Annotated in this window: 29 protein-coding genes, 2 tRNA genes and 2 pseudogenes; 18 read left to right on the top strand and 15 right to left on the bottom strand. The window is 59.6% G+C overall.

Translation table 11 applies throughout. The annotated features are described in order from the left end of the window. Window positions 1-168 precede the first annotated feature (168 nt). On the top strand, window positions 169-342 hold the full coding sequence (locus HWN36_RS09390; protein WP_176789095.1) for a hypothetical protein: 174 nt from the start codon (window positions 169-171) through the stop codon (window positions 340-342). A gap of 94 nt (window positions 343-436) precedes the next feature. Here the strand turns inward: HWN36_RS09390 and HWN36_RS09385 are convergent, their stop codons facing one another. Continuing rightward, window positions 437-1,105 (bottom strand): potassium channel family protein, encoded by a 669-nt coding sequence (locus HWN36_RS09385; protein ID WP_176789094.1) that lies wholly within the window; start codon window positions 1,103-1,105, stop codon window positions 437-439. Window positions 1,106-1,161: 56 nt separating this feature from the next. Here HWN36_RS09385 and rnhB point away from each other — a divergent pair, with 56 nt between their 5' ends. Then, the gene (gene rnhB / locus HWN36_RS09380; protein ID WP_176789093.1) at window positions 1,162-1,800 is read left to right on the top strand and encodes a ribonuclease HII; all 639 of its coding nucleotides are present in this window, start codon (window positions 1,162-1,164) and stop codon (window positions 1,798-1,800) included. Window positions 1,801-1,819: 19 nt separating this feature from the next. Here rnhB and HWN36_RS09375 read toward each other — a convergent pair whose 3' ends face one another. After that, entirely contained in the window at window positions 1,820-2,170 is a 351-nt protein-coding gene (locus HWN36_RS09375) for a hypothetical protein (protein WP_176789092.1), read from the bottom strand. Window positions 2,171-2,371: 201 nt separating this feature from the next. Here HWN36_RS09375 and HWN36_RS09370 point away from each other — a divergent pair, with 201 nt between their 5' ends. Further along, window positions 2,372-3,676 (top strand): site-2 protease family protein, encoded by a 1,305-nt coding sequence (locus HWN36_RS09370; protein ID WP_176789091.1) that lies wholly within the window; start codon window positions 2,372-2,374, stop codon window positions 3,674-3,676. Between the two features lie 82 nt (window positions 3,677-3,758). Here HWN36_RS09370 and HWN36_RS09365 read toward each other — a convergent pair whose 3' ends face one another. After that, the gene (locus HWN36_RS09365; protein ID WP_176789090.1) at window positions 3,759-4,835 is read right to left on the bottom strand and encodes an SPFH domain-containing protein; all 1,077 of its coding nucleotides are present in this window, start codon (window positions 4,833-4,835) and stop codon (window positions 3,759-3,761) included. Continuing rightward, window positions 4,835-5,290 carry an NfeD family protein gene (locus tag HWN36_RS09360; protein WP_176789089.1) on the bottom strand — a complete coding sequence of 152 codons (456 nt, stop codon included), beginning with the start codon at window positions 5,288-5,290 and terminating at the stop codon, window positions 4,835-4,837. The genes HWN36_RS09365 and HWN36_RS09360 overlap by 1 nt, the downstream gene beginning before the upstream one ends. 263 nt (window positions 5,291-5,553) lie before the next feature. On the opposite strand from HWN36_RS09360, the gene HWN36_RS09355 reads away from it, so the two are divergent. After that, entirely contained in the window at window positions 5,554-6,255 is a 702-nt protein-coding gene (locus tag HWN36_RS09355; RefSeq protein ID WP_176789088.1) for a tetratricopeptide repeat protein, read from the top strand. On the opposite strand, the gene HWN36_RS09350 is transcribed toward HWN36_RS09355, so the two are convergent. The 6 genes from HWN36_RS09350 to HWN36_RS09325 form a co-directional block, all read right to left on the bottom strand. Further along, on the bottom strand, window positions 6,245-7,102 hold the full coding sequence (locus tag HWN36_RS09350) for a damage-control phosphatase ARMT1 family protein (RefSeq protein WP_176789087.1): 858 nt from the start codon (window positions 7,100-7,102) through the stop codon (window positions 6,245-6,247). The genes HWN36_RS09355 and HWN36_RS09350 overlap by 11 nt on opposite strands. Before the next feature lie 22 nt (window positions 7,103-7,124). Continuing rightward, window positions 7,125-7,199 (bottom strand) — tRNA-Pro (locus HWN36_RS09345). 112 nt (window positions 7,200-7,311) lie between these two features. Then, complete coding sequence (locus HWN36_RS09340) at window positions 7,312-7,518, bottom strand: hypothetical protein (RefSeq protein ID WP_004039954.1); 207 nt, start codon at window positions 7,516-7,518, stop codon at window positions 7,312-7,314. Then, window positions 7,519-8,304 carry a cell division ATPase MinD gene (gene minD, locus HWN36_RS09335; protein WP_176789086.1) on the bottom strand — a complete coding sequence of 262 codons (786 nt, stop codon included), beginning with the start codon at window positions 8,302-8,304 and terminating at the stop codon, window positions 7,519-7,521. Window positions 8,305-8,346: 42 nt separating this feature from the next. Then, on the bottom strand, window positions 8,347-8,925 hold the full coding sequence (locus tag HWN36_RS09330; RefSeq protein WP_218133218.1) for a hypothetical protein: 579 nt from the start codon (window positions 8,923-8,925) through the stop codon (window positions 8,347-8,349). A gap of 17 nt (window positions 8,926-8,942) precedes the next feature. Then, window positions 8,943-9,944, bottom strand: coding sequence for a hypothetical protein (locus HWN36_RS09325; RefSeq protein WP_176789084.1), 1,002 nt, complete (start codon window positions 9,942-9,944; stop codon window positions 8,943-8,945). Window positions 9,945-10,021: 77 nt separating this feature from the next. Here HWN36_RS09325 and HWN36_RS09320 point away from each other — a divergent pair, with 77 nt between their 5' ends. The 3 genes from HWN36_RS09320 to HWN36_RS09310 are packed head-to-tail and all read left to right on the top strand — an operon-like array spanning window position 10,022 to window position 11,307. Beyond that, on the top strand, window positions 10,022-10,285 hold the full coding sequence (locus tag HWN36_RS09320; RefSeq protein ID WP_176789083.1) for a hypothetical protein: 264 nt from the start codon (window positions 10,022-10,024) through the stop codon (window positions 10,283-10,285). Between the two features lie 12 nt (window positions 10,286-10,297). Next, entirely contained in the window at window positions 10,298-10,672 is a 375-nt protein-coding gene (locus tag HWN36_RS09315) for a roadblock/LC7 domain-containing protein (RefSeq protein WP_176789082.1), read from the top strand. Then, entirely contained in the window at window positions 10,672-11,307 is a 636-nt protein-coding gene (locus HWN36_RS09310) for a response regulator (RefSeq protein ID WP_176789081.1), read from the top strand. Before HWN36_RS09315 ends, HWN36_RS09310 begins: the two co-directional genes overlap by 1 nt. 75 nt (window positions 11,308-11,382) lie before the next feature. Here HWN36_RS09310 and HWN36_RS09305 read toward each other — a convergent pair whose 3' ends face one another. Beyond that, window positions 11,383-11,817, bottom strand: coding sequence for a phosphate-starvation-inducible PsiE family protein (locus HWN36_RS09305; RefSeq protein ID WP_176789080.1), 435 nt, complete (start codon window positions 11,815-11,817; stop codon window positions 11,383-11,385). A gap of 138 nt (window positions 11,818-11,955) precedes the next feature. Here HWN36_RS09305 and HWN36_RS09300 point away from each other — a divergent pair. From HWN36_RS09300 to HWN36_RS09255, 10 genes are all read left to right on the top strand, one after another. Then, window positions 11,956-12,029: transfer RNA gene (locus tag HWN36_RS09300), tRNA-Lys, on the top strand. Window positions 12,030-12,104: 75 nt separating this feature from the next. Continuing rightward, window positions 12,105-12,356 carry a DNA-directed RNA polymerase subunit H gene (locus HWN36_RS09295; RefSeq protein WP_176789079.1) on the top strand — a complete coding sequence of 84 codons (252 nt, stop codon included), beginning with the start codon at window positions 12,105-12,107 and terminating at the stop codon, window positions 12,354-12,356. Continuing rightward, window positions 12,331-13,938 (top strand): DNA-directed RNA polymerase subunit B'', encoded by a 1,608-nt coding sequence (locus HWN36_RS09290; protein WP_176789078.1) that lies wholly within the window; start codon window positions 12,331-12,333, stop codon window positions 13,936-13,938. The genes HWN36_RS09295 and HWN36_RS09290 overlap by 26 nt, the downstream gene beginning before the upstream one ends. Beyond that, window positions 13,935-15,749, top strand: a complete 1,815-nt coding sequence (gene rpoB, locus HWN36_RS09285; protein ID WP_176789077.1) for a DNA-directed RNA polymerase subunit B — start codon at window positions 13,935-13,937, stop codon at window positions 15,747-15,749. The genes HWN36_RS09290 and rpoB overlap by 4 nt, the downstream gene beginning before the upstream one ends. 14 nt (window positions 15,750-15,763) lie before the next feature. Next, complete coding sequence (locus HWN36_RS09280; RefSeq protein ID WP_176789076.1) at window positions 15,764-18,406, top strand: DNA-directed RNA polymerase subunit A'; 2,643 nt, start codon at window positions 15,764-15,766, stop codon at window positions 18,404-18,406. After that, the gene (gene rpoA2 / locus HWN36_RS09275; RefSeq protein WP_176789075.1) at window positions 18,406-19,575 is read left to right on the top strand and encodes a DNA-directed RNA polymerase subunit A''; all 1,170 of its coding nucleotides are present in this window, start codon (window positions 18,406-18,408) and stop codon (window positions 19,573-19,575) included. The genes HWN36_RS09280 and rpoA2 overlap by 1 nt, the downstream gene beginning before the upstream one ends. A gap of 1 nt (window position 19,576) precedes the next feature. Next, the gene (locus HWN36_RS09270) at window positions 19,577-19,867 is read left to right on the top strand and encodes a 50S ribosomal protein L30e (RefSeq protein WP_004039974.1); all 291 of its coding nucleotides are present in this window, start codon (window positions 19,577-19,579) and stop codon (window positions 19,865-19,867) included. Then, complete coding sequence (locus HWN36_RS09265; protein ID WP_004039975.1) at window positions 19,868-20,320, top strand: NusA-like transcription termination signal-binding factor; 453 nt, start codon at window positions 19,868-19,870, stop codon at window positions 20,318-20,320. A gap of 79 nt (window positions 20,321-20,399) precedes the next feature. Beyond that, window positions 20,400-20,888, top strand: a complete 489-nt coding sequence (locus HWN36_RS09260; RefSeq protein ID WP_176789074.1) for a VOC family protein — start codon at window positions 20,400-20,402, stop codon at window positions 20,886-20,888. Next, window positions 20,881-21,432, top strand: coding sequence for a DUF6141 family protein (locus HWN36_RS09255; protein ID WP_176789073.1), 552 nt, complete (start codon window positions 20,881-20,883; stop codon window positions 21,430-21,432). Before HWN36_RS09260 ends, HWN36_RS09255 begins: the two co-directional genes overlap by 8 nt. Window positions 21,433-21,544: 112 nt before the next feature. Here the strand turns inward: HWN36_RS09255 and HWN36_RS12355 are convergent. Together HWN36_RS12355 and HWN36_RS09245 are read right to left on the bottom strand one after the other, a co-directional pair. Continuing rightward, window positions 21,545-21,652 (bottom strand): annotated as a pseudogene (locus HWN36_RS12355) (DUF475 domain-containing protein); the annotation flags it as partial. 66 nt (window positions 21,653-21,718) lie between these two features. Further along, window positions 21,719-22,180 (bottom strand): pyridoxamine 5'-phosphate oxidase family protein, encoded by a 462-nt coding sequence (locus HWN36_RS09245; RefSeq protein ID WP_176789072.1) that lies wholly within the window; start codon window positions 22,178-22,180, stop codon window positions 21,719-21,721. A gap of 117 nt (window positions 22,181-22,297) precedes the next feature. Here HWN36_RS09245 and HWN36_RS09240 point away from each other — a divergent pair. Continuing rightward, window positions 22,298-22,642, top strand: a pseudogene (locus HWN36_RS09240) (HNH endonuclease); the annotation flags it as partial. Between the two features lie 63 nt (window positions 22,643-22,705). On the opposite strand, the gene HWN36_RS09235 reads toward HWN36_RS09240, so the two are convergent. After that, window positions 22,706-23,560 carry an ATP-binding protein gene (locus tag HWN36_RS09235; RefSeq protein ID WP_176789071.1) on the bottom strand — a complete coding sequence of 285 codons (855 nt, stop codon included), beginning with the start codon at window positions 23,558-23,560 and terminating at the stop codon, window positions 22,706-22,708. Window position 23,561: 1 nt separating this feature from the next. Further along, complete coding sequence (gene cooS / locus HWN36_RS09230; protein ID WP_176789070.1) at window positions 23,562-25,517, bottom strand: anaerobic carbon-monoxide dehydrogenase catalytic subunit; 1,956 nt, start codon at window positions 25,515-25,517, stop codon at window positions 23,562-23,564. Between the last annotated feature and the right edge of the window lie 11 nt (window positions 25,518-25,528).

Below are 25,528 nucleotides of genomic sequence, written 5' to 3'. Positions count from 1 at the left end.
AACGGCCGGCCCGGGCAGAACGCCTTTGAAGCCTCAGGCACCTACCATCTGTACATCAATGGCTGATACGTCATCATCGATGCCGCGGGCGACGGCCTCGATTCAAACGGTTCAAATAACTCCGCAAAGAGTCCCCGGACTTCAGGCCGGGGTAGTTGACCCTATGGGTTGTACTCGGGCGGCAGTTCGACCGGCACGGTCGCCGACGGCCTGTATACGGGGGGAACCTGCACTGCCGGCACTCAGGTGACCGGGGTGACGATCTCGGGCATCGTCACCTATGCGGGCGCCTCCGGAACCGGTCAGCCCGGCGGCAGATCCCCGGGCGGCATGCCGCAGTGAACTGACCTGCAGCAGGGAGACCCCCCTGCCCTCTCCGGTGAAAATAAGAGATCTGAAAATAGTGTCCGGAGATATGTAATCCGGGGGATCGGTTTTAGTCTTCTGCTTTTTTCAGCTGCCGGTTCAGGATATCAAGGCACTCCCGTTCGGCCTCTTTCTTCGTGAAAACCGTGATCGAGTCGCCCGGCCGGATCCTCACATTTCCGCTCGGGATGATCAACTCGCCCCCGGCCCGGCGGATGGCGATGAAGACGAAGTTTTTCACCTCGAGTTCCCTGATCTCGTGGTCGATGAAGGGCGCCCCATCCTCTGCCACGAACTCGAAGATCGTCCCGCCGGGGATCGAGGCGAGCTGCTGCAGGTTCGGGTTCTCGGCCCAGTAGTACAGACGGGTCGCCACCAGCTCGTCGGGGTTCTCGCTGATCTTCACCCCGACCTCCTTGAAAAATGCGGAGTGCTGCTTCTGGTTCACGATGGAGACGACGTTCGTGACGTTGTAGCGCTTTGCGAGCCAGCAGGTCATCAGGTTCACCGCATCGTCGCTCGTCGTCGCAACAAGGCTCTGGGCCCGGTCGATGCCGGCGTCGTCCAGCACCGAACTGTCGGTGGAGTCCCCGGTGATCGCAAGCACGTCGTAGTGGTCGAGAATATCGTTGCACTTCGACTCGTCCTGATCGATGACAACGACGCTATCGCCATGTTCCGCCGAGATCGCCGCAAGGTTTCTCCCGATCCCGCCGAGGCCAACGATGATGATGTACATCCACACCAGTTTGCCGCCCCACGCTTGAAATATCTTGTGCATCCACCCTTGTACCGATGATCTGCGGGGTCGATGAAGCAGGAAAAGGGGCCGTGCTCGGGCCGATGGTCGTGGGAGGGGTCGGGTGCGAGGAGATGGGTGACCTGCCGGCCGGCGTGAAGGACTCCAAGGTGCTCACGCCGAAACACCGGGCAACACTGTACGACGAGATCACCGGTTCGTTCCCCTGGACCGTGATCGAGGTTTCGGCCGCGGATATCGACCGTTTCAGAGAGGAGATGAGCATGAACACGATCGTGGCCCGGGCACACGCCGGGGTGATCGCCGCCCTCGCCCCGCAGACCGCCTATGTCGATGCCTGCGACGTCAACGAAGAGCGTTACGCCGCCACGGTCACCGCCCTCGGATCGCCGTGCCCGGTCATTGCCCGGCACCACGCCGACGCCCTCTTTCCGGTCGTCAGCGCCGCCTCCATCGTCGCCAAGGTGAGCCGCGACCGGCGGATCATAGAACTTCAGGAGGCGTTCGGTGCGATCGGGAGCGGTTATCCCTCCGACCCCGCCACCATCGCCTATCTGAGGGAACAGATCAGGGCCGACGGCGTGCCGCCGGCCTTCGCCCGGAAGAGCTGGAAGACGGTGGAGGAGATGATGAGGGACCGCCGCCAGCGAAGCCTCGGGGACTTTTTTGCCTGAACACTGCCAGAATCCAGCGTTATTCACCGCCAAAAATGGCGCGCTTCAGGAGGGCAAGGTCTATGATCGAGAGGGCAAGCCCGGGCACGAGAACCGTCATGACAAAACCCGGCGGAGTTATGACATATCCTGCAAGTGCAGGGAGGAAGGGAGCAACATCAGAGAAGATCATCAGATCGACACCGGTGTGCTGGAGCAGAACCGTCAATGATGCCGTCAGGAAAACGCACCCGAGGAGGGGAGCACAGCACTTCACATCGGAGAATTTCATCATATCACCTGTCATCCAGGACCGCCCTGCCGGAGAGAAGATCCCCATCGTCACCGGGCCCGTGAGGCCGTCCAGATAGATAGTGCCAATACACCGCACAATATATAAAAATTTCTATAATTCAAAATTCTATGCATGGACAACTCTAAAAAATACTACCATTCTGACAACGAAAATCTCCTTTCTTCCCATTTCACAGGAAGGATCCCCAGGAACCCGATCGTATTCCCGGATTCCTGGAGATTGCCTGATCCAGGCAAGAACCCTTTATCAGGGTGCGGCGACCACCACTAATCTCAGATGGACTGGACACTGATCGTCGCATTTCTCATCGTGACCTACATACTCGCCGTCGCATATGTTCGGAAAACAGGACGGTTTGGGGACCATATCGGATTTTACGGCCCCATCATGATGATACGCACAACAAAGGTGCGGATTTTCGATATGTTTGTACCCTATTCACGAGTATTGCGGGCATACGGTACCTTCGGCGTCGTGATGGTGGTGATCGCCGCCGTGCTGATGACGCTGCTGCTCGTCCTCTCCTTCAGGCTCACGCTTCTCGTCCAGCCCGAGCCAACCGGAATATACAAACCCCAGAATATCCTCCTCCTCCCCGGCATCAACGAGTACGTCCCCTCCACCTTCGCCGTCTGGTTCGCCTTCTTCCTCACCCTTGCGATCCACGAGTTCGGCCACGGGGTGCTCTGCAGGATCGAGCATATCCGGGTGAAAAGCGCCGGACTCCTCTATGCGGTGATCCCGATCGGCGCCTTCGTCGAACCCGACGAGGAGGACGCAGAGAAGGTCCACGGCCTCCCCAAGGCGCGGATGCTCGGTGCCGGGATCACGAACAACATCGTCGTCGGGGTCGTCTGTTTCGCTCTTTTCATCGGGGCCGTGGGGATGGCGACGCCCCTGGCCCTCCCGGCGATCTACGGCGTCTACGAAGGGGGCCCGGCAAATGCCGCAGGTGTACCAACGCAGAGCGTGATCACGGAGGTGAACGGGATCGACGTATTCACACGGGTAGACGTGAGCGCCCTCCTCAACGCCACAGAGCCCGGCGATCAGATCAGCCTCACCGTCGAGAAAGACGGCGCCGTCTCCTCCTACCCCGTCACCCTGGCCGAATGGCCCGAAGAGATCACCAACGTCTCCGGGCCGCGGGATTCAGGCTATATGGGCATCTACTACTACGACGCCGGGGCCGTGCAGGAGACGGTCGGCCAGATGTTCTCACCGATCGGCTTTCTGCGCTTCGTGACCATCCCCTTCGACATGTCCATCGGCGGGCAGCAACTCAAGGTGCTCGCCTTCGCCACACCGGCGACGGCATACTTCGAGGAGCCCTTCCCCCTCTTCTGGGGGATTGTCCACCTCCTCTTCTGGTCGGCCTGGATCAACATCAACGTGGGAATCTTCAATGCGATCCCGATGGTGCCGCTCGACGGCGGTTATATCCTCAAGGAAGGGGTGGACCGCGTGCTCGAACCGCGGGGGCTCGGGCGCTATGGTCAGACGATCGTCTTTGTGGTCTCGTGGCTCCTCCTCTCGATGATGATCGGGCTTATTGCGCTGCCCTATCTTCTTCACCTCTGAAGGGGCGACCTCTTTCCAGGCCCATCGGAATTTCAGAGGGGAGAGAGAAGAAACAAAAAAGAGAGCTGAGAAACAGGGAGCATCACGGGGCCCAGGGGGCCGGCCCGGTCTTCAACTCCTCGATCGTCTCACCACTCTCAACCTCTTTTGTGAGCTGCTTGAGAAGGCGCTCGACCTCCTCTGGCTTCGGGATCGTGCCGATAATCGCCTCGTCAAGGGCGCCCGCGGCCCCGACCCCCTCCTCTTCGGGCATCTCCTCAGTCGCCCCGAGGAACCGTGCACTCTGTTTTATAAGGCTCGTCAGTTCAAACGGGAAGATGATCTTCGTCGCCTGCCCGTCGGCCATCTGCCGCAGGGCGTCCAGAGAGAGGACGGTGATCGCCTTTTTGTCCAGGGGCCGGGAGCCCAGGGAGAGGATGCGCAGCCCCTGTGCCTGCCCCTGCGCCTGCAGGATCCTGGAGAGGCGCTCGCCCTCGGCACGGAGGATCTTGCTCTGCCGCTCGCCCTCAGCTTCGAGGATGATGCTCTGGCGGTTCCCCTCAGCCCGCAGGATCGCAGAGCGCTTGTCGCCCTCCGCCCGCAGGATCGCCGCACGCCGTTCGCGCTCCGCGGCAGTCTGCTCGGTCATTGCATTCTTCACCGCACCGACCGGATCGACCTCCTTGATCTCCACCCGCTCAACCTTCACGCCCCACTGGTCGGTCTCGCGGTCGAGGATGTCCCGCAGTTTGGTGTTGATCAGCTCCCGGTTGTAGAGCACCTCGTCGAGTTCCATGTCACCGATAATCCCGCGCAGGCTCGTCTGGGCGAGGGCGACCGTCGCCATCCGGTAGTTCGAGACCTCGAAAAAGGCCTTTTCCGGGTCGATTACGCGAGTGTAGACGATCGCATCGACGTTCGTTGGCGAGTTGTCCTTCGTGATCACCTCCTGCGAGGGCACGTCCATCACCGTCGTCCGCAGATCGAGCTTCTCGACGGTGGTGATCAGGGGTATCACCCACCGAAAACCCGGGTTGAGCCGTCCGATATATTTTCCGAGGCGGATCTGCAAGCCCTGCTGATAGGGCTGGATGATCACGACACCCCTGGACATGATGAAGATGATCACCAGGATCAGAAAGATCGTGATCAGGTTATTGAGAATCTCGGCTAACACCATTATCGTACCTCCTCGACGATGACGTGCACCCCTTCAGAGCGCACGACCACCACCTCTGTCCCTGCCGGGAGGGCACCTGCGACAGAACGCGCCGACCACTCGACGCCGCCGATCGCTACCTTGCCGGAGATGTTCTCCGGGACGACCTCCCTGACCACCCGGCCCACATGACCGACGATCGAGTCCCGGCTGATCGTTGTCGGCCGCTCGTCAGGCGTGATCCTGGCATAGAGCCAGACGGTTAAGGCAGCCGCTGCGAGGGCGGTCGCCACACCCACGGCAACACCGAGGGTCGAACCAAAGACGTCGAACCCCATCACGAAGAGCACACCCAGGATGATCATCACCGTTCCGGGAACAGCGATGAAAAAACCAGGGTTTAAGGTCTCGATCAGGAGAAAGAGCGCCCCGAGTACGATCAGGATCCAGCCGATGGAGATGCCCAGCAGTTCCATGGGTGAGCATTCGGGCAGGAGACATATATACCTGTCTGGGTGAAGATGAGCCCATCTTTATCCGGATCCAACGCTCAACAGGGCCAGTCGGGGGTGTGATGCGGAGCTCCACACCAGAGCGGAGAACAAAAAAGACCGAAACAAATGATTCATGCTAAAAAAATAGAGATAATCATAGATAATAATAAAATTAATTTGAAAAGTGAACAAAATAATTAAATCTAAGAACACCAATCAAATACATTACCCATTCCTGTGATCTCATGGTACACATCCCCCCTCAAAAGAGGTATGCACTCGGCTGGTACAACGAAGGGGTGACCCACCTCTCGATGCGTGAATACGAGGAAGCCCTCTCCTTTTTTGATCGGGCCCTGCGGGCCGTCCCTGACCACCCGGACTTCCTCGTCGGCAAGGGCGAGGTGCTGATGGCAGTGGGGGATTATTACGAGGCGTACCAGCTCTTTATCCAGGCGGCGACGAGCGAGCCTGAGAATATCAGGGCGCTCGTCATGCTCGGCAACGTTCTTCTCAAACTTGACAGATCCGAACCTGCAGACGAAGCGTTTCTCGCAGCTCTCACCCTCAATCGATATGAGGGCGAGGCATGGCTCGGCCACGGGATCGCCTGCCACCTCCTCGGGAAGGATGAGGATGCCAGGACCGCATTTCAAAAGGCCATGAACATGAGCCCGAACCAACCGGAGCTGATGTATTACCTCGCAAAAACTGCCAGAACCGACAACGAGGCGATCGAGTACCTTATGAGGGGGTGCCGGCTCGACCCCGAGAACATCGACCTGCTCACCGAGATGGCCGAACGGTTGATCAGGCTCGGAAGATACCGGGAGGCAGCCCTCTTCTGTACTAAGGCCGAGAAACGCTGCCCGGGCAACACCCGTATTGAGGCGTTGATCGGACAGTGCATGGATGCGATGATGCAGGGCGAGGGTGTCACTCCCTGAGGAGCGCCACCACCGAACCCCGGGGCACGCCGGTCATCTCTGCAATTGTCTCGCACTTCACCGCCATCAGGTGGGCAACCGGCGGGAAATCACAGATATCAGTCAGAGATTCGTAGTTCGCCATCCCCTTGGCGATCACAAGCGTGCAGCGATCAAGGGTGCAGGCAAGATCGTCCGGAAGGAGGAGGGGGTTGATACCGAGTTCGGCTTCACCTCGCGTCGTCGTGGTCAGATGGTCGACGATCAGATCCAGCCCGAGGGCGCGGGCATCCTCAAGGGTGGCGTCGTTGAGGATCGGGGCCCCCCTGACGGCGAGGGTCACCTCCGCCCCCATCGCTTTCAGGAAGAGGATGAGGAGACGGTCGAAGACGATCTCACCGCAGTTGTCGGTGATATAGACGACGCGCCTGCAGAGCCGAAGGATCCGATCGGTGTCGTCGATCGCAAGGCCCTTCTCAAATTCCCGGAAAAAAAATGAGAGGAAGTCGTCGGTCACCTGATGCGCCTGAACCCCATAGTCAAAGGTGTTCCCGAGAACGGCCGCCATCACATTATCGTGGAAAGACGAGAGACGCGGTGCGATCACCGTAGCGGCGGCAAGGGCATCGCTGTTGTTCTGCCGCTTCAAGGCCAGATAGGGATCGTCGCTTCCGATCAGACGGTACGCGCAGCGGTGCACCCGGCTCGCAAGCACCGGCGCGGCAAGACCCTCACCCTCACCCGCAGAGAGAACCTCAGCTGCGGTGCGCCTGATCCCCTCGATCCGGTCCGGATCGTCGAGTACCAGGGCGGCCTCGTAGGCGACCCGTGAGAGAAGACACTCTGTACATCGTGGCTGAAATTTCATAAAACACCGAATTAAAAAGAAATGGGGTCACCGCGATTTGAACGCGGGTCAGAAGACCCCCAGTCTCCTAGGATGGTCCAGGCTACCCTATGACCCCACTTGACTCTATACATTTTGACCTCTGCCTATATGTATTCTTCCATCAGGCCGGCGATTTACGGCCCGGCACAAAAAGAGAGGACAGGAGCGAGAAACGCCGCGCCGGCGGATCAGATCCTGAGCTGTTTGAACTTCTCCACATTCTTCGTGAGGGCCTCAAGCTCGCTGTCGGTGATCCGCATCCTGCTCCCGAGAACGTCCACTTCGCTGAGGAGCTGCTGGATCCGCACATACATGATGTACATGATGAAGAGCTGAAGGACGATCACGATTCCCAGAATAATAAGGAGGATCCCCCCCATATCAAACGCATCCATTTATCTTTTCCCCCTGAAAATGGCCTTTGCAAGTCTGTCTATGAAACCTTCGCGCGCCGAAGCGGTATCGTCGTTATATTCGCACCCGGAAATTTCTGCCGCGATCCTCTTTATCGCCCGTGAAGAGCCAGAGGTCGGATACTTTATCACAACAGGTGTCTTGTACGCTGCCGATTCACGGACATGGCTGTCTTCCGGAACCGACCCAAGAGACTTGACGCCAAGCGATTTTTCTATTTTTTTCTCGACGAAGTCAAGATTATCCTTGCCCGCCCGGTTGATGATCGCATACTGGACATGGCCGCCGACCAGTTCGGTAAGGATCTTGGTCTTGAGGGCGTCGACGATCGAGGAAAGCTCGGGGTTCACCACCAGGATCACCTCATCTGCGATTGCAAGGGGCACCACGCCGTCACGACTGATCCCCGCCGGGGCGTCGATGAGGAGGTAATCGCAGCGATCGACAAGATCGTGCATCACCTCGCGCAACCGGTCGGGGTTTGCGTCCTGGAACCCCTGCAGCGATATGCCGCTCGGCACCACTTTCAGTCCGGCCGGGCCGTCATAGATCGCCTCATCGACCTTTGCTTTGCCGGCGAGCACTTCATGGAGAGTCACCGGGACGTTTTCCAGTCCGAGCAGAATCCCGATGTTTGCCATGCCGACATCAGCGTCGAGGATGTACGTTTCTTTTCCAAGTTGTGCAAGGGCGGTCCCAAGATTGACCGTGACGGTCGTCTTGCCCGTCCCCCCCTTGCCTGATGCAATGGTATATGCTCTTATCATCTCATCCCTCGTCCAGATCTGTGGATTGTACGCAGCATATCCTCACAACCACCGCTTCAGGATTGAAACGGCATCGTTTTCCATGCTTTCCACCCATTTTTCAGGAATGTTGCGATCGGTGCGGATGATGCCGACAAGCGGCGATCCTTTGTGCCTGACACCAAAGAGCATCACCTGCGGGTCGTCGGGGAGCGTGCCCGCGGTGAATGCGTGGCTGTACTTTGCAGCATCGGCGGCGGCGTCATCCATCGAGGAGGCAACGACGAGTCCGTCATCAGTTGCGATCGTAAAGGCGTCCAGATAGTACTTTTCGCAGAGTGCCTTCATGCTCCCCATGATATCGCTCTGGCCCTCGACCACCTCGACATCCTGCGGCGGTTTATCCCATTCCACTTCCCGCGACTTCTGGATATGCTTGAAGAGTTTGAAGAGGTCCACCGGTTCCCTGGGGGTCCCGCCAATCATGTCACGCAACTGGGTGATCTGATGCCGTTCAGAGAACTCTTTGAGGATCTCGTCCATCTGGTCTCTGATCCGGACCAGGTACAGCACGCATCCGGCAACTCCTACACCTATCAGGGCAAGGAGGACGACCATAATTTCCCCCAGTGCCACAAGCATTGTTCCATCTTCCATCGTCATTCACACTCCTTTTCCTCTTTCCTATCAATCAGGTGGCCAAGATCGAGGCGACCGAGGATCGAGACATAGCTGGATTTCAGATCAGCCGCCATCGCTGCAGGGTCGATCGAATCGAGGCCCTCGATGTAGAGAAGATCCAGATCTGACATTCGAGATGAGACTGGCTCATCCTTTCTCCTGGTCTGCCGGCCCTGCCCCTCTACACCAGGATGAGACGCAGAACCGAAGGAAGGGCGCACAACCCCACTGTCCGCGGCGGTTCTCCGGCACCCGACCTCGCAGACGGCACTGGCAGGGGCGGTGCCATAGCCCTCGTTGAACTCAAGGGCAAGGGCGACCTGCCGGTCTGACAACCCATAGAGACTCACTTCAGAGATGCGTGCAATTGTCTTTGCCAGCTTCAGGGCGGCACACCCAGGCTCACCACCGCAGTCGGCAAGAATGCAGGCGCCACCGGAAAATACCAGGGTGAACGTACCGGGACCCCCGGAAAAGAGACCATAGCCGGAAAAGCCGCGCTTCCCCAGATCATCGATCACCTCATTGACCGGAAGGTCGCGCCTGATCTCGCAGAACGTGCCGCGAGGAACCCTGAGGCGGCCTGCCGCCCCGGGGCTTTTCTTCGCCGGCGGCATGCCTGCCCGGGCATTTCGGCCCCCATCTGCTCTCCCGGCCTGCCGGGGAGGAGGCAGCACAGAAACTGCCGCTTTTTTGTTGAATTCTGATGCAAGTCTGATCTGCTGGGGGGTGAGAAGATGCATCCCGGCCTCGACCGCCTCACCGCCCCGCGCCTGGATTTCCTGCCAGGCCGCATGACCCTGCAGGCCCTGGTACTCGGCGAGAATACAGGTCCCTTCTGAGAAAACGAGGGAACCGGGAACCCCGCCGCAACTCACCGTCACATACCCGGAAAACGATATCTCCCGGATCTCAGAGAGTATGGCGGATAAGAGTATATCCCGTCTGATAGAAGAGAAGGTACCTCTCGGAATATCCATTAATATGGATTAGGTATTGTACATATTATAACTCTATGTTAATCATCAAAAATCGAATAGTATATATACTATTAATTATGACTATCGCCGTGCCCATTAAAGACTACGTATTTTGCAATCATGACATAATAGAACCTATCGATCAAAAGCACCATTTAAAAAGAGAACACGGCACAGAAGGGGACAAAAGAGGCGAAGAAGGAACAAAAAGCGGCGGAGAGAAAATATTCAGAAAATTTTGCCAGAAAATAAGTCCTGGCGAGTATAACCAACCCGTATTGGAAAAGGCAAGGATACTCAAAGATACAGGAAACCAAAAAATGTTATATGAACAGGGATAAGGTAAGGTGGGCATGTCAGAACATCTGGGACTCAAAGAGAGGATCAACCAGTTCATCAAGGAGATCACGGGCGTCAAAGGAGTTAAGGCCTGCGTGATCACCTCGCGTGACGGGATCCTGATGGGCAGGGCATTCACCGGCGGCGTATCTGTTCCTTCTTTTGCAGCAATGAGCGCAACGATGCTCGCATCAGCCGAAGCGGCGGCCAGCATATCTCATATCCAGCCACCCGAGCGGATCACGGTCATGAGCCCCGACGCCACCATCATGGTGATCAGCGCGGGCGAACGCACCCTCCTCGCCGTCGTTCTTGAAGATAAAGCAGACCTCGAGGCGACGTACACGGCTCTGACGAAGATTGCGGCAGATATTGCGGAGGTACTCTGATGTACACCGTGCTCGTCGTGGATGACAGCCCCTTCATCGTGGACGTCTTCGTCACCATGCTGGAGCGCGGCGGTTATCAGGCGATTGCGGCATATAGTGGAGAAGAAGGACTCGAAATTCTCAAGACCGTCGCACCCGATCTGATCCTCCTCGATATCATGATGGAACCTATGGACGGCTGGGAAACCCTGGAAAACATCAAGATAGACCCGAAGACCCGCGAGATCCCGGTGCTCATGCTGACGGCGAAACAGCTGACCCCCGACGAAGCAGAGGGGTATGGCTCCTATATAGAGGACTACATCCTCAAACCCATCACGCACCGCGAGCTCTACGAGGCGATCGAACGAGTGCTGAAACGCCGAGAGATCATCAGGAGCGACGTCGAGCGTGCAAAAGAGGCAGGACTCGACAGATCTCTGGTCGACGAGTACGCCCGCCTTGCAAAAGGGGTCGACGTGAACAATCGCCTGCTCCGCATCCTGGAGACGACCTATAATATCAATGACTCTCGGGCGAGCGAGAAGATCTCCCTCGCCATCAGGAATATGGAGAACAGCATAAGATTCCAGCAGGAGCGCCTCGCTCAGATCAAAGCCGAGATCGAGAGCACCCCCGCGAAAAAATCAGAATAACTTTTTTTGCCCCCCGGTCTCGCCCCTCAGGCGAACTTCCGGCGTACCTTTTCAGGTCCGCCCCACCCCAAAAAATCACACCTCCTGTTCTCTCCCCACCACCGCTATCGCCGCCGTCAGCACGGCGATAACGGCAACCGTCCCGACAACATCGATCAGATCGGTCGGTTCGAGGCCATAGACCAGGACCTTCCGCACCATCGCCGTCAGCCCCGCGATCAGGATGGGCCTGACCTGGAGCTGATTTGTCCGGAAATACGCCGTCACCGTTTCCAGGATCTCGATGATGATGATGGTTACCAGCAGGGCGTGGAGCACCTGAAGGATGCCGTTTGTCGTGACGAGGCCCCCCTCAAAAGCCTGCAGGAACTCCAGGGCGACATCATAAAAAGAGGCGAAGGCAAGAAGAACCAGAATGATCGCGATACAGAAGTAGATGAGATAATTGGCGCGCATGATGGCACTGATCGCCCATTGCATCTGCGGAATTTCTTCGTCTGGTCCGGTCATCACCGAATAATCAGAATCGGAGCAGTTAAATCTTATCATGACATATGTGAGAATCAACCAGCAAAACCACAGCAGGACCGGGCAGGTCCGATACTTTTATAACTCGAGACGTCATTGTAATAATGCTGTCTGCACAATGGGCCCATAGCTCAGTTAGGTAGAGCGTCTGGCTTTTAACCAGATGGTCGGGGGTTCAAATCCCTCTAGGCCCGCTGCCATGGCGCAGACTGTGGTTTTTGCGTGGTGATGCATCTGAATTTAACTCTTTCTCGTCCGGGGGGATCAAGATGAGCACCAGATTTAATGTTCTGGATCATGTAATGGTGCCTGATCATCAGAAAATGAGCGAAGAGGAAGTAGAGGATCTCCTCTCCCGCTACCAGATAACACTCGATCAGCTTCCCCGCATCTACAGCGATGACCCCGCTGTAAAATCGATCGGGGCAAAGATCGGAGACGTTATCAAAATAACACGGAACAGCCAGACGGCCGGCATCGCCGAATCCTATCGGCATGTGGTCAAGAGACCAAAGAAGTGAATCGGGGCGGATAAACCTGTTAGACAGAAGTATTTTATCGAGGGCGTACTTCTCAGGCGAACATGTCGCCCGTCACCAGCTGGACTCATTCAATCATTTTCTTGAGTACAATCTCCAGAAAGTGGTCGACGAGCAGCGGATCATCGAGACCGACATCGAAAACCGGGGAAAGAACAGCGAGGCGGTCTGGGTTGAGCTCGGCACAATCCGGATCTTAAAGCCAACCGTCAGAGAGGCCGACGGCTCCCAGAGCATGCTGTACCCCGCTGAGGCGCGGCTGCGCAACCTCACCTATGCGGCGCCGATCGAGCTGGACATGACACTTGTACAGGGAGAGATGCGCGGCGAACCATTCACCACCACGATCGGACAACTGCCGATCATGGTCGGATCGGTGGCCTGCAACCTTGCCGGCCTTTCCAATACCGATCGGGTAAATTATGGCGAGGACGGACTGGATCCAGGCGGCTATTTCATTGTGAACGGTTCAGAGCGCGTGCTGATGACACTTGAGGATCTTGCATCAAACAAGATCATGACCGAGTTCACCGAGCGCTACAACGAACGGATCTACGTGGCAAAAGTCTTCTCACAGTTCCGCGGCTACCGTGCGCTCGTTGTTGTGGAGAAAAACAAGAAGAACCTCCTTGAAATCTCGTTCCCGTCAGTTGCCGGACACCTCAGATTCGTCGATCTGATGAGGGCGCTCGGCCTGGGTAGCGACCGGGAGATCGTGGAAGCGGTCTCGACCGACGAGGACATCCTCACCTACATGATGCAGAACCTTGAAGAGTCCGACTGCAGCACCATCGAGGACGGCGTCATGTATGTAGGCAAGAAACTCGCCCCCAACCAGACGCGCGAGTACCAGCGCCGGAGGGCCGAGTTCGTGCTCGACTCCTACCTGCTGCCCCACCTCAACTACCTGATGCCCGAGGACCTCAAAGAGGGCGACCCGGGCTATGAAGAAGCGGTGATCGGCGTCAGGCTCGCAAAGGCGCACTTCCTCGGCCGCATGGCAGAAGCCTGCTTCGACCTCGTGCTCGGCCGGCGGAAGATCGACGATAAGGACCACTACTCCAACAAAAGGCTGAAACTTGCCGGCGATCTCATGGAGGACCTCTTCAGGATCTCGTTGAACCGCCTGACAAGGGACATCAAGTACCAGCTCGAGCGCGCGAGCATGCGCCACCGCGACCTCTCCATCAGCACGGCGGTGCGCGCCGACGTGCTCACCGAGCGCCTGCTCCACCCGCTCGCCACCGGCAACTGGGTCGGTGGACGGACCGGCGTCTCCCAGCTGATGGACCGCACCGACCGAATGAGCGTGCTCTCCCACCTGCGGCGCGTCATCTCCCCCCTCTCGCGGTCCCAGCCCCACTTCGAGGCCCGTGACCTGCACCCCACCCAGTGGGGGCGGATCTGTCCCTCCGAAACGCCAGAAGGTCCAAATTGTGGCCTTGTGAAAAACTTCGCCCAGATGGTAGAGATCTCAAAGGGCTATGACAACACCGACGAGGTCAAGAGCATCTTCTACAACCTCGGCGTCGAACCGCTGAGCATCGGGAGGATCAGACCATGAAAAAGTCACGCGTCTTTCTTGACGGTTCTCTGATCGGACTCGTTGAGAACCCGGAGGAGCTTGTCGAAAAGGGGCGCGCCATGCGCCGCCACGGCGCGATCTCATCCGAAGTGAACATCGCCTACGAGGAGTTCAACGGCGACGTGGTCATCAACACCGACCGCGGCAGGGCCAGAAGGCCGCTGATCGTGATAAAGGACGGAAAGCCGCTGATCACCAGCGCAGACCTCGCCCTCGTCCAGAACGGCGAGAACACCTTTGGCGATATCGTGCGGCGCGGCCTGATCGAGTTCGTCGATGCCGAGGAGGAAGAGAACCTCTTTATCGCCATCCGCGAGGAGGAGATCACCCCGGAGCACACGCATCTCGAGATCGATCCCTCCCTGATCCTGGGAATCGGCGCTGCACACGTCCCCTTCCCCGAGCACAACGCATCGCCCCGTGTCACGATGGGTGCAGGCATGGTCAAGCAGGCGCTCGGTTTTGCGGCGGCGAACATGAAGCTGCGGCCGGACACCAGGGCCAACCTCCTGCACTACTGCCAGAAGCCGATGGTCTACACCCAGGCCTCTGACCTGATCGGATCCGACGATCGGCCGGCCGGCCAGAACTTCGTCGTCGCCATTCTCTCATACGAAGGCTACAACATTGAAGATGCGCTCATCTTCAACAAGGCCTCGATCGAGCGCGGCCTTGGCCGTTCCCACTTCTTCAGGACCTACGAAGGAGAGGAGCGCCGTTACCCGGGCGGTCAGGTGGACCGGATCCAGATCCCGGACGAAGAGGTCTCAGGCGCTCACGGCGCCGAGTATTATCAGAACCTCGACGACGACGGCGTCATCAACCCGGAGACGAACGTCCACGAGAAAGACGTCCTCATCGGCAAGACATCCCCGCCCAGATTCCTCGAAGAGCCGAGCGGCGAGTTGATCGCCGTTGAAAAGCGGCGCGACACCTCGGTGACGATGCGCTCGAACGAGCACGGCATTGTGGACACCGTGATCATCACCGAGGGCGAGAACTCGTCGCGCCTCGTGAAGGTCCGGACCCGTGACATCAGGGTGCCTGAGGTCGGCGACAAGTTTGCGTCCAGACATGGACAGAAAGGTGTCGTCGGCTGGATCGTTCCGCAGGAGAACATGCCGTTCTGCGAGATGGGCATCGCACCCGACCTCGTCATTAACCCCCACGCTGTCCCGAGCCGGATGACCATCGGGCATATGCTCGAGATGATCGGCGGCAAGATCGGGGCGCTCGAAGGGCGCAGGATCGACGCCACGCCGTTTCGGGGCGAGCGCGAGGAGGACATGCGCGAGTCCCTCAAGCAGCTTGGTTTCTCGCATACCGGGCGCGAGGTGATGTACGACGGCTTCACCGGGAAACAGTTCCACGCCGACATCTATATGGGCGTGATCTATTACCAGAAACTCTACCACATGGTCTCCTCGAAGATGCATGCGCGCTCGCGCGGCCCTATCCAAGTGCTCACCAGGCAGCCGACTGAAGGGCGTGCACGTGAGGGCGGTCTGCGGTTCGGTGAGATGGAGCGCGACGTGATGATCGGCCATGGCGCCGCCATGGCACTGAAGGAGCGTCTGCTCGACGAGTCCGACAAGGTGCAGCAGTACGTCTGCGCAAAGTGCGGTATGGTTGCCATGCTCGACCGGAAACGGAACATCACGCGCTGTCTCAACTGCGGCTCAGAAACCGATATCTACTCGGTCGAGATGAGTTACGCCTTCAAACTCCTGCTCGATGAGATGAAGAGCATGGGCATCGCACCGCGTCTGCGGCTTGAGGACATGGTATAAAGGGGGGAGAGAATATGACAAGCCCGAAGAGAATTGGAAAGATAGAGTTCGGTCTCCTCTCGCCCAAGGAGATCCGTCAGATGAGCGTGCGAAAGATCATCTGGGCGGACACCTACGACGACGACGGATATCCGTATTCACAGGGGTTGATGGACCTCCACCTCGGCGTCATCGATCCGGGTATGCGGTGCAAGACCTGCGCCCAGAAGGCCAGCGACTGTCCAGGCCACTTCGGCCACATCGAACTCGCAAAGCCGGTGATCCACGTCGGCTACACCCGGCTGATCAGAAAACTGCTCCGTGTCTCGTGCCGGAGTTGCGGCAGGCTTCTCCTCTCGCCCGACGAGATCACAAAGATCGTCGGGACCGAGGAAGACGAGAGCGGCGACCTCGTTACCGAGAAGGACATCAAGAAGGAGCGCGTCTGCCCGTATTGCGGCGAGCAGCAGCTGAAGGTGAACTTCGAGAAACCAACAACCTTTTCCGAGGTCGTGGTCGAGGAGAACGGCAAGAAGGGCGAGCACAAACTCACCCCGGCAGACATCCGCGCCCGACTGGAGAGGATCCCGGACGAGGACCTCAGACTGCTCGGGATCAACCCGGACGTGGCGCGGCCCGAGTGGACGATCCTGACCGTGCTGCCGGTGCCGCCGGTGACCATGCGTCCCTCGATCATCCTGGAGAACGGTCAGCGCTCAGAGGACGACCTTACCCACAAACTCGTGGACATCATCAGGATCAACCAGCGGTTCAAGGAAAACCAGGACGCTGGCGCCCCCCAGCTGATCATCGAGGATCTCTGGGAACTCCTGCAGTACCATGTCACCACCTACATGGACAACGAAGTGGCCGGATGCCCGCCGGCGCGGCACCGTTCCGGCCGACCGTTAAAGACACTATCCCAGCGGCTGAAAGGGAAAGACGGACGTTTCAGGGGCTCACTTTCAGGTAAACGTGTGAATTTCTCCGCACGTACCGTCATATCCCCTGACCCGTTCCTTGATGTGAACGAGGTCGGCGTGCCTCTCGCAATCGCGAACGAGATGAGCGTGCCGGTGCGGGTGACAAACTACAACCTTGAGGCCGCGCGGTTCTATGTACGGAACGGCGTCGATCGCAAGAACTTAATCGACCCGCCGGGCGCAAACTACGTGATCCGCCCGGACCAGAGGCGCATCCGTCTCTCCGATGAGAACAAAAGCGATGTCGCCGACCAGATCGAACCGGGATGGACAGTCGAGCGTCAGCTGCGGGACGGGGACATCGTGCTCTTCAACCGTCAGCCCTCTCTGCACCGGATGTCGATCATGGCCCACCACATCAAGATCATGGAAGGCAAGACCTTCAGGCTGAACCCTGCAGTCTGCCCGCCATACAACGCCGACTTCGACGGGGACGAGATGAACCTCCATGTCCCGCAGACCGAGGAGGCAATGGCCGAGGCCGAGATCCTGGTGAACGTGGAGGAGAATATCCGGTCGCCCCGCTTCGGCGGGCCGATCATCGGCGGTATCCACGATCACATCTCCGGGATCTTCCTGTTGACCCACGGAGTCCGCTGGTTCACAAAGGAGGAGGTGCTCTACCTCCTGAGGCATGCCGAGGTCGAACACCTGCCCGAGCCCGGAAAGGTCGAGAACGGCGTGGAGTACTGGAGCAACAAGCAGGTCTTTTCAGCGATCCTCCCCCCCGGCATCAACATGATCTTCAAGGCGTCCTCCTGCAAGCACTGTGATACCTGCAAGAAGGAGCTCTGCGACCAGGATACCTACGTAAAGATGCGGGACGGCGAGCTGGTCACCGGCACCATCGATAAAAAGGCGATCGGCGCCTTCGACGGTGAGATCGTCAACCGGATCATCCGCCAGTACTCGCAGAAGCGGGCGGCGCAGTTCATCAACGACGTGACCCGCCTCTCGATCAGAGGGATCATGTTCGACGGGTTCTCGTTCGGGATCGACGACGAAGACCTGACCAAGACCGAGTACGGCCAGATCAAGGAGGTGCTGGACAACGCCGAGAAGGATGTCCGCCGCCGGATCCAGATCTACGAGGACGGGCAACTCGAACCGATGCCCGGCCGTACCGAAGAAGAGACCCTTGAGATGCAGATCATGCAGGTGCTCGGCAAGGCCCGTGACCGCACCGGTGAGATTGCATCCCGTCACCTCGGTCTCTCGAACTCTGCTGTGGTGATGGCCGTCTCGGGTGCCAGAGGTTCGATCCTGAACCTGACCCAGATGGCCGGGTGCGTCGGGCAGCAGTCGGTGCGTGGCGAGCGTATCGTCCGTGGTTACGACCAGCGGACCCTCCCGCATTTCAAGCGGGGCGACCGCGGCTCGGCAGCGCACGGGTTTGTCCGCTCGTCGTACAAGAGCGGGCTCAACCCGACCGAGTTCTTCTTCCACGCCATCGGTGGCCGTGAGGGTCTGGTAGATACGGCGGTCCGTACATCGCAGAGCGGTTACCTGCAGCGGCGGATGATCAACGCCCTGCAGGATCTGAAGGTGGAATACGACCGTTCAGTGAGAACGACCGGAGGGCGCATGCTCCAGTTCAAGTACGGCGAGGACGGCACTGACCCGGTAAAGAGCAACTACGGTGCACCGGTGGACGTGAAAGGCGTGATTGAGAATGTGCTCAAGGAGGAGGTCTGATGGACGAATCGATGCTGGATACCATCCATACGGCCGATCTTCCCGAGGCGACAAAGAACGAACTGATCGAGAGTCTTGAAGGCAGGCAGGTCAGCAGCGAAGCGTTCGAGGAGATCATGAAAGGCGTCTGGGCAGAGTATGCTCAGACCAGGATCGAACCCTGTGAGGCATGCGGGGTCATCGCCGCCCAGTCCCTCGGGGAACCGGGCACGCAGATGACGATGCGTACCTTCCACTACGCCGGTGTGGCCGAGATCAACGTCACCCTCGGTCTGCCCCGTCTGATCGAAATCATGGACGCCCGCAAGGAGCCCTCGACCCCGACGATGACCATCCATCTCGATGTGGACTATGCCATCGACAGGGATAAGGCCCGTGAAGTCTCCTGGCAGATCGAAGCGGCCCCCCTCCACGAATTTGGAGACATCGTCACCGACATGGCGAACATGAAGGTCGAGATGCGCCTGAACCCGCAGGTCTGCGATAAAAGGAAGATCTCGATGGCCGAGATCATGGAGCGGGCGCCACAGAAGATCCGGGACCGCCGCCATTACCGCGACTTCGAGTCTGAGGGGAACCCTGCAGACGGAACGATCGTCTTCACACCCAAAAATGAGAGTTATCAGAACCTCTTCCAGCTGGCCGAACATGTACGCAATGTGATCGTACAGGGTATCGACGACATTGAGCGTGTCGTTGTCCGGAAAGAGGGAGGAGAGTATATACTTTATACTGAAGGCTCCAACATTAAGGACGTGTTCGAGATCGAGGGTGTCGACACCACCCGGACCCGCACGAACAACATCAACGAGATCTCTCAGATCCTCGGGATCGAGGCGGCGAGGAATGCGATCATCGATGAGATGAAGAGCACCCTCGGCGAGCAGGGTATCTCAGTTGATGTGCGTCACATCATGCTCATTGCCGACATGATGTGCATGGACGGCGAGGTCAAGCAGATCGGACGGCACGGGATTGCAGGCGAGAAGGAGAGCGTGCTTTCCCGTGCCGCATTCGAGGTGACGGTGAACCACCTCCTCGACGCGGCGGTTGCAAATGAAACCGATATCCTCAACGGCGTGACCGAGAACGTCATTGTCGGTCAGCCGATCCAGATGGGAACCGGGGATATCAAGTTGATCGCCAAACCCATAAACCAGGAGAATTGATATGGACTTTAACGAGTCTTTGAGAAGAGCCATAAAAACCGGAAAGGTCTTCCTTGGACAGAACTCAACCGAAGAATGTGTCAACGCCGGAAAGGCCCAGCTTGTGGTCATCGCCCGGAATTGTCCCGCAGCATTCAAAGAAGCCATGATGGCCCGTGAAGACGTCTCGACCTATGTCTATGAGGATTCGGGCAAGCAGCTCGGGAAAGCGTGCGGAAGGCCGCATGTCGTCAGTGCACTCGCCATCGTTGAGGCCGGCGAGTCAGACATCCTCAGCATCAAGAGGGCCTAGATGGTAGAGATTAAGCTAACAGAAGACTGCATGCGGCTGATCTCCCAGTTCGAGAACCTGACCGGCGCGGGAAGCCGCGACTGCGTCGTCGACGAGCGGAACGACCGTATCATCTTTGTGATCAATCCTGGCGATATGGGTCTTGCAATCGGGAAGAAGGGCGCCACCATCAAGAAGGCGTCGGACACCTTCGGGAAAAGGATCGAGGTTGTCGAGTACTCCGCCGACCCCGAACAGTTTCTGAAGAACTGCTTCCTCCCGGCTCAGGTCCTCTCGATCTCGTTTGAGGAGAACGAGGACGGCGAGAAAGTGGCGATCGTGGACGTAAAGCCCGAGGACCGCGGCCTTGCCATCGGCAAGGAAGGAAAGAACATCTTCAAGGCAAAGAAACTCGCCGGACGCCAGCACGACATCGCCGATGTCCAGCTCGTTCAGGACGACGAGGGCTTCTGAGCCTTTCCCTTTTTCGACAATTCTGACAACCAGACTCAACCGGATATCTTTTATCTTCCGGGTGCAGAGTTCAATTCTCATGGACATCACCTTCAGGAGCACGGTTCTCTTCGTCAACAATATCGAGCGCTCTAAGGCCTTCTATGTCGATCTGCTCGGGCAGGAGGTGGAGATGGACCTCGGCGCGAACATCGGGTTTGTCGGCGGGCTTGCCCTCTGGGACCGCACCTATGTGAACGGCCTGCTGTACGCCGGGAAGATGCCGCAGGGCGAGGCGCCGGCCCCGCCGATGGAGGTCTATTTCGAGACGGCGGAGATCGAAGCGCTGGCCGGGCGGGTCGCAGAGGCCGGCGTCCGTCTCCTCCACCCCCTCCGGGAACAGCCATGGGCCCAGCGCGCGATCCGGTTCTTTGACCCGGACGGCCACCTGATCGAGGCGGCCGAACCGATGCCGGCGGTGGTCGCACGTCTTGCGGCCAAAGGAATTTCTGAGGCTGGTATCAGCGAGCGAACGACGCTGCCGCCACAGGTCGTGTCGGCGATGCTGGGGAACGAGTGCTGTGACTGAACATGCCCTGTTCAGGGAGCGGCAGCACTTCAGACAGATCTGGCTCTGGGTGCTCCTCCTCGCCATCGCCCTCATCTCGTGGTGGGGGGCGGTGCAGCAGGTGGTCCTCGGAATACCTTTCGGAACAAACCCTGGTCCGGACTGGATGGCAGTCCTGATCGCCCTCGTATTCGGGACCGTCTTTCCCCTTTTCTTCACCGTGCTCGCCCTCCAGGTAGAAGTGAGGGGTGACGGGCTGTACTACCGTTTTTTTCCGTTCCACCTCAGATACCGCCGGATCGGCTGGAACGAGACGGTTGCCTATGCGCCGGTCTCTTACAGCCCCCTGTCGAGTTACGGGGGCTGGGGGATTCGGTGGGGTGCGGGCGGGAAGGCCTATAACGTCGCGGGCAATCTGGGGGTTCGGTTCTGTCTCGCCGACGGCCGGAAGATCCTCTTCGGATCGGCCGATCCTTCTGGCTTCGCGGAAGCAGTGCAGGTGGCATCGGGTATAGGGGCGGACCCTTCGGGCGTCTGCGACAACTCGCACCGGCCATTCAGTTAGCGGTGCCCGACCTCAGGCCCCATGACGCTGCTCCATATACTGCGCAAACCTGACCGATTTGTACAGGGACTACCCGACGATGCCGAAGGTGATCACCGGCGCGCCCGCTCCCCATCGTCCCGAGCACCTCGGCGTTGATGATGGCGTTGTCGATGGAGCGGATCGTCTCGAAGAGGCAGAGACCGGCGACCGTGAGGATGAGGGCAAGGAGATCGAGCATGGTCTGGAACCAGATTGGGACAGGGAGGGAATAAAGAATGCAGGAAAAAATGATGGTCGGAGCGGTTCAGTCCATTCCCCGCTTCCCGGCCAGAGAGCGGACCCTGATCCTGAAGACGGCGACGGCGGCAAGTTGCTTCTCCGTGAAGACGTTGCAACCCGTTCTCGAGTACTTCGCCGCGATCAGGTTCAGTGCCCACGCTTTTTCGGCTGGATCCTCGACGGCCTCTGCGGTCCCCACACCATTCACGCTGCGGTAGCGCATATCCCACGCGCATGGCGCTTCGTCGGAGGTGATATCCACGCCGACGACCACACTGAACCCGACCGACGAATTTTTCCTCATGACATTCACCTTCCTCCCCTCACGTGCCGAATGGACGTACAGGGCCCCATCAAGATAGGCGAAGTTCAGCGGCACCGCATAGGGCTCATCGCCGTCGCAGAGGGCAAAGGTGGCGTAGACCGCATCGTTCAGGACCGCCTCCATCCAGGCCCGATCCGTTATCTCCCTGTCATTCCGTCGCATAGAACATCGGAACAGGTTCGGCTCCAGGGGAGAAATATCAGACCGGTCGGTGTCCGGCCTCCATGCCAACCCTTATGCAGGGCTGCGGCCAACCTCCGGTGATCAGATCAAAAGCCCATGACGCCCTCAGTCCAGCTCCCCCTTGCCGCCTTCGACCCCTACGGCCCGTCCCTCTGCAACGGTGCGCCTGACCTCAACGGTTTTGCCGCCCTCTGCATCCGCTGCCCGCACGTCTCGCGCGGCGGTGGGAGTCTCTTCTGCACCCGGTTTGCGGTCAGGATCACGGTAAAGGAAAAATACGCCCTCAGGGCGTGGAAGCGCCTGCGCGACCGGATCGTCACGCGTGAAGGAGGCCGGTGTGCCGTCTGCGGCAGCGGCGAGCACCTCCACGTCCACCACATCGACGGCGACGCCACCCACGACGACCCCGCAAACCTCGTCGCCCTCTGCGAGCGCTGCCACGCAACCGCTCACCTCGAGATGCGTCGCGGCGGAAAGGAGGGGGTCGGGCGGTTCCTCGCCCATTCACGGCGTCGGAGGCAGGAGAAGACGGGCAAGCGCACGCACCCCGGTAGAGAAGGGAGTCCCCTGATCGAGGAGCGGGGTGACGTCGGGCTCGGTCCTGACAACGGCCCCGTCGTGCGGTAGATAGGTGACCGAGGCGAACCGGCCAGGGTCTCCGATCAGATCGCCGGCGCGGCTCCTGTCCCGCTCGTCCCGCACGCGGTTTACGACCAGGTGGACGGCCGGGATCCCGAGGTCAGTGGAAAGGGACGCCGCATGGAGGGCGACAGCGATGGCATTGTATGAGGGGTCGGCGACCACGATCGCATCGGAAAAGCCGCCGGCAAGGGAGCGGCCGAAGTGCTCGACCCCGGCCTGTGTGTCCAGGACCACCGCATCCTCCGCACCGAGGGCGACCGATCTGACCACCCCCTGCAGAAGGGCGTTCTCCGGGCAGAGACACCCGCTCCCGGCGCGGCCGACCGTCCCCATCACCAGGAGGACGAGACCGTCCGGGAACCGGATCCCGAAACGCTCGACGGCATCCCCGGTATCGGGGTTGAGGGTCAGAAGCCCGCCCCACCCGCCGGGCCGCGCCCCGACCTTCTCCTCGATGTAACTGGCGTTCTCGGCAAGCGGGACGATCCGATCTCCCGGCGGAAGGCCGAGGGCATAGGCGAGGTTCTCCTGCGGATCGGCGTCGACGGCGAGGACGCGGCGCCCCTCCCGGAGAAGGGTGCGGGCGAGCAGGGCGGCGATCGTGGTCTTGCCCACACCCCCTTTCCCGGCGATCACTACCCGCAGCCCCCCGGCTCCGGCCTGCGTCCCTCCTTTCAGGGCGCCGGCCGCCCGTCTGACCTCGGACTTTTCCGCCATCTCAGATCCCGAGCCCGTTACGCTTTTCCCTGATATGCGCCTCGATAAGATCGGCCGCCCGCACCGGATCGGGCTCGACCGCAAACGAGGCATGGACGAGACCGTTGAGCCCTCTGGTGAGGAGATCGGCGACGTTTCCGCTCCCCGCGATCTTCGGCATCACCCCGAGGACGGTAAAGACACCCGAGGCCACGAAATAGGAGCCGATGGAGACCGCTTTCTGGGAGTACCACTCAGGGGCAGCGCCGGCGATCGGGAGCTGGTGGATGCCCACGCCGAGTTCGCGCGCAAGCCCGGCAGCGAGCACCAGGATTCTGGAGCAGTCGACGCACGAGCCCATGTGGAGCACCGGCGGGATCCCGAATGTCCGGCAGACATTCGCAAGCCCCGGAGCGGCGAGGTCGGCCGCCTCCGGGCGGAGCAGACCGGCCTTCCCCGAGGCGATGGCGGCGCACCCGGTCTCGACCACCAGGATCCCACGCCGGATCAGCTCCTTCGTGAGGGTGACATGCCCCTCGTCGTGGCGCACCTTCGGGTTGTTGCAGCCGACGACCCCGGCGGCGCCCAGGATGGAGCCCTCGGCGATCGCGTCGATGACCGGTTTGAACCCGCCGAAGAGATGGCCGATCGCCTCCACCGAGAACCCGGTCATCGCCTCCACCGGCTCGCCCGGTATGAGCACCTTCCCGGGGTTGCGGTTCGGGAAGTTCGCGATCGCCAGACTGACGATCTCCCGCGCCGTCTCAAGCGCCGATTCCGGGTAGAAGGGATAGTAGAGCGAGCCCGGCACCTTCGACTTTGGACTTGTGGAGACGATGTGGGTGTGGAAACAGCTCGCCGTCCTGGGCAGGGACGGGAATATGCACTGGTAATCCACGATCATCACCTCCAGGGCGCCCGTCGCAATGATCAACTCCTGGTTGAGATGGTTGCCGGCCTGCGGGATCCCTTTGCGCATCAGGAGTTCGTTGCCTGTGCAGCAGAGCCCGACCAGGTTGATCCCTGCGGACCCGGCCTCTTCGGCGAGTTCGAGCATCGCGGGCTCGGCCGCCGCCCGCACGATCATCTCGGAGAGCACCGGGTTGTGGCCGTGGAGGGCGATGTTCACCCGGTCGTCCTTCAGCACGGCGAGGTTTACCCGTGACATATTCACCTGCGGCGTCCCGAAAAGGATGTCCGAGGTTTCAGTCGCCATCAGGGACCCGCCCCAGCCGTCGCCCAGGGAGGCCCGCAACCCCTGCAGGAGGACGTTGGCGTAGTCCGCTCCCACGCCCATATGGACGCGGTGCATCGCCTCCACGATCTCGCGGTCCACGCTCCTGGGCGTGATCCCGGCCGCTTCCCAGAGTTCCAGGGTCTGCGGCGGCGCCCGCTGCACAAACTGGATCGCATTTTTCACCGTCCCGAACTCTTCGAGCATGGCAAGGGCGACGTCGCCGGCAACTGCGGCATCGTCCCGATCGCCGGTCTCAATGCCGTACTCCCCGGCAACCCGCCGGAGTTTTCCAGGATCGGTGATTCCATACCCCTCTGCCTCTCCCCGGGCGGCCTTATGCAGGGTCTCGACGATCTCGCGGCCGTGATCTGAGTGAGCCGCCGCACCCGTGGCGATCATGTCCAGCAGGTTCCTGGCGACGACCAGGTCGGCGTCGGCCCCGCAGACCCCGCGGAAACGCTGGCGTTCCGGGATGATCCGGCACGGCCCCATGGCGCACCGGCTGCACGAGAGCCCTGAGGCGCAGTAGCGGCACGGCGGCTGCTGCTGTTCGTACCTATCCCATGCTGTCTCGATCCCCTCTTCGAGGGCGAGCCGGATCAGAGGTTTCGCCGTTTCGTCGATCGTCCGCTCCTCCACCTTCGCCTCGATCAGGGCCGGGTTCATCAGGGAAAGTTTCGCCCGTTCCAGAATCGTGCAGGCGATCCGCTCCCTGACATATGCTCCTCTCTTCTCCTCCATGGCTTGTCCCC

Source organism: Methanofollis tationis (assembly GCF_013377755.1).
Lineage (GTDB): Archaea > Halobacteriota > Methanomicrobia > Methanomicrobiales > Methanofollaceae > Methanofollis > Methanofollis tationis.
Note: the sequence above shows the minus strand (reverse complement) of the source record. Positions and strands in the feature narration are given on the sequence as shown.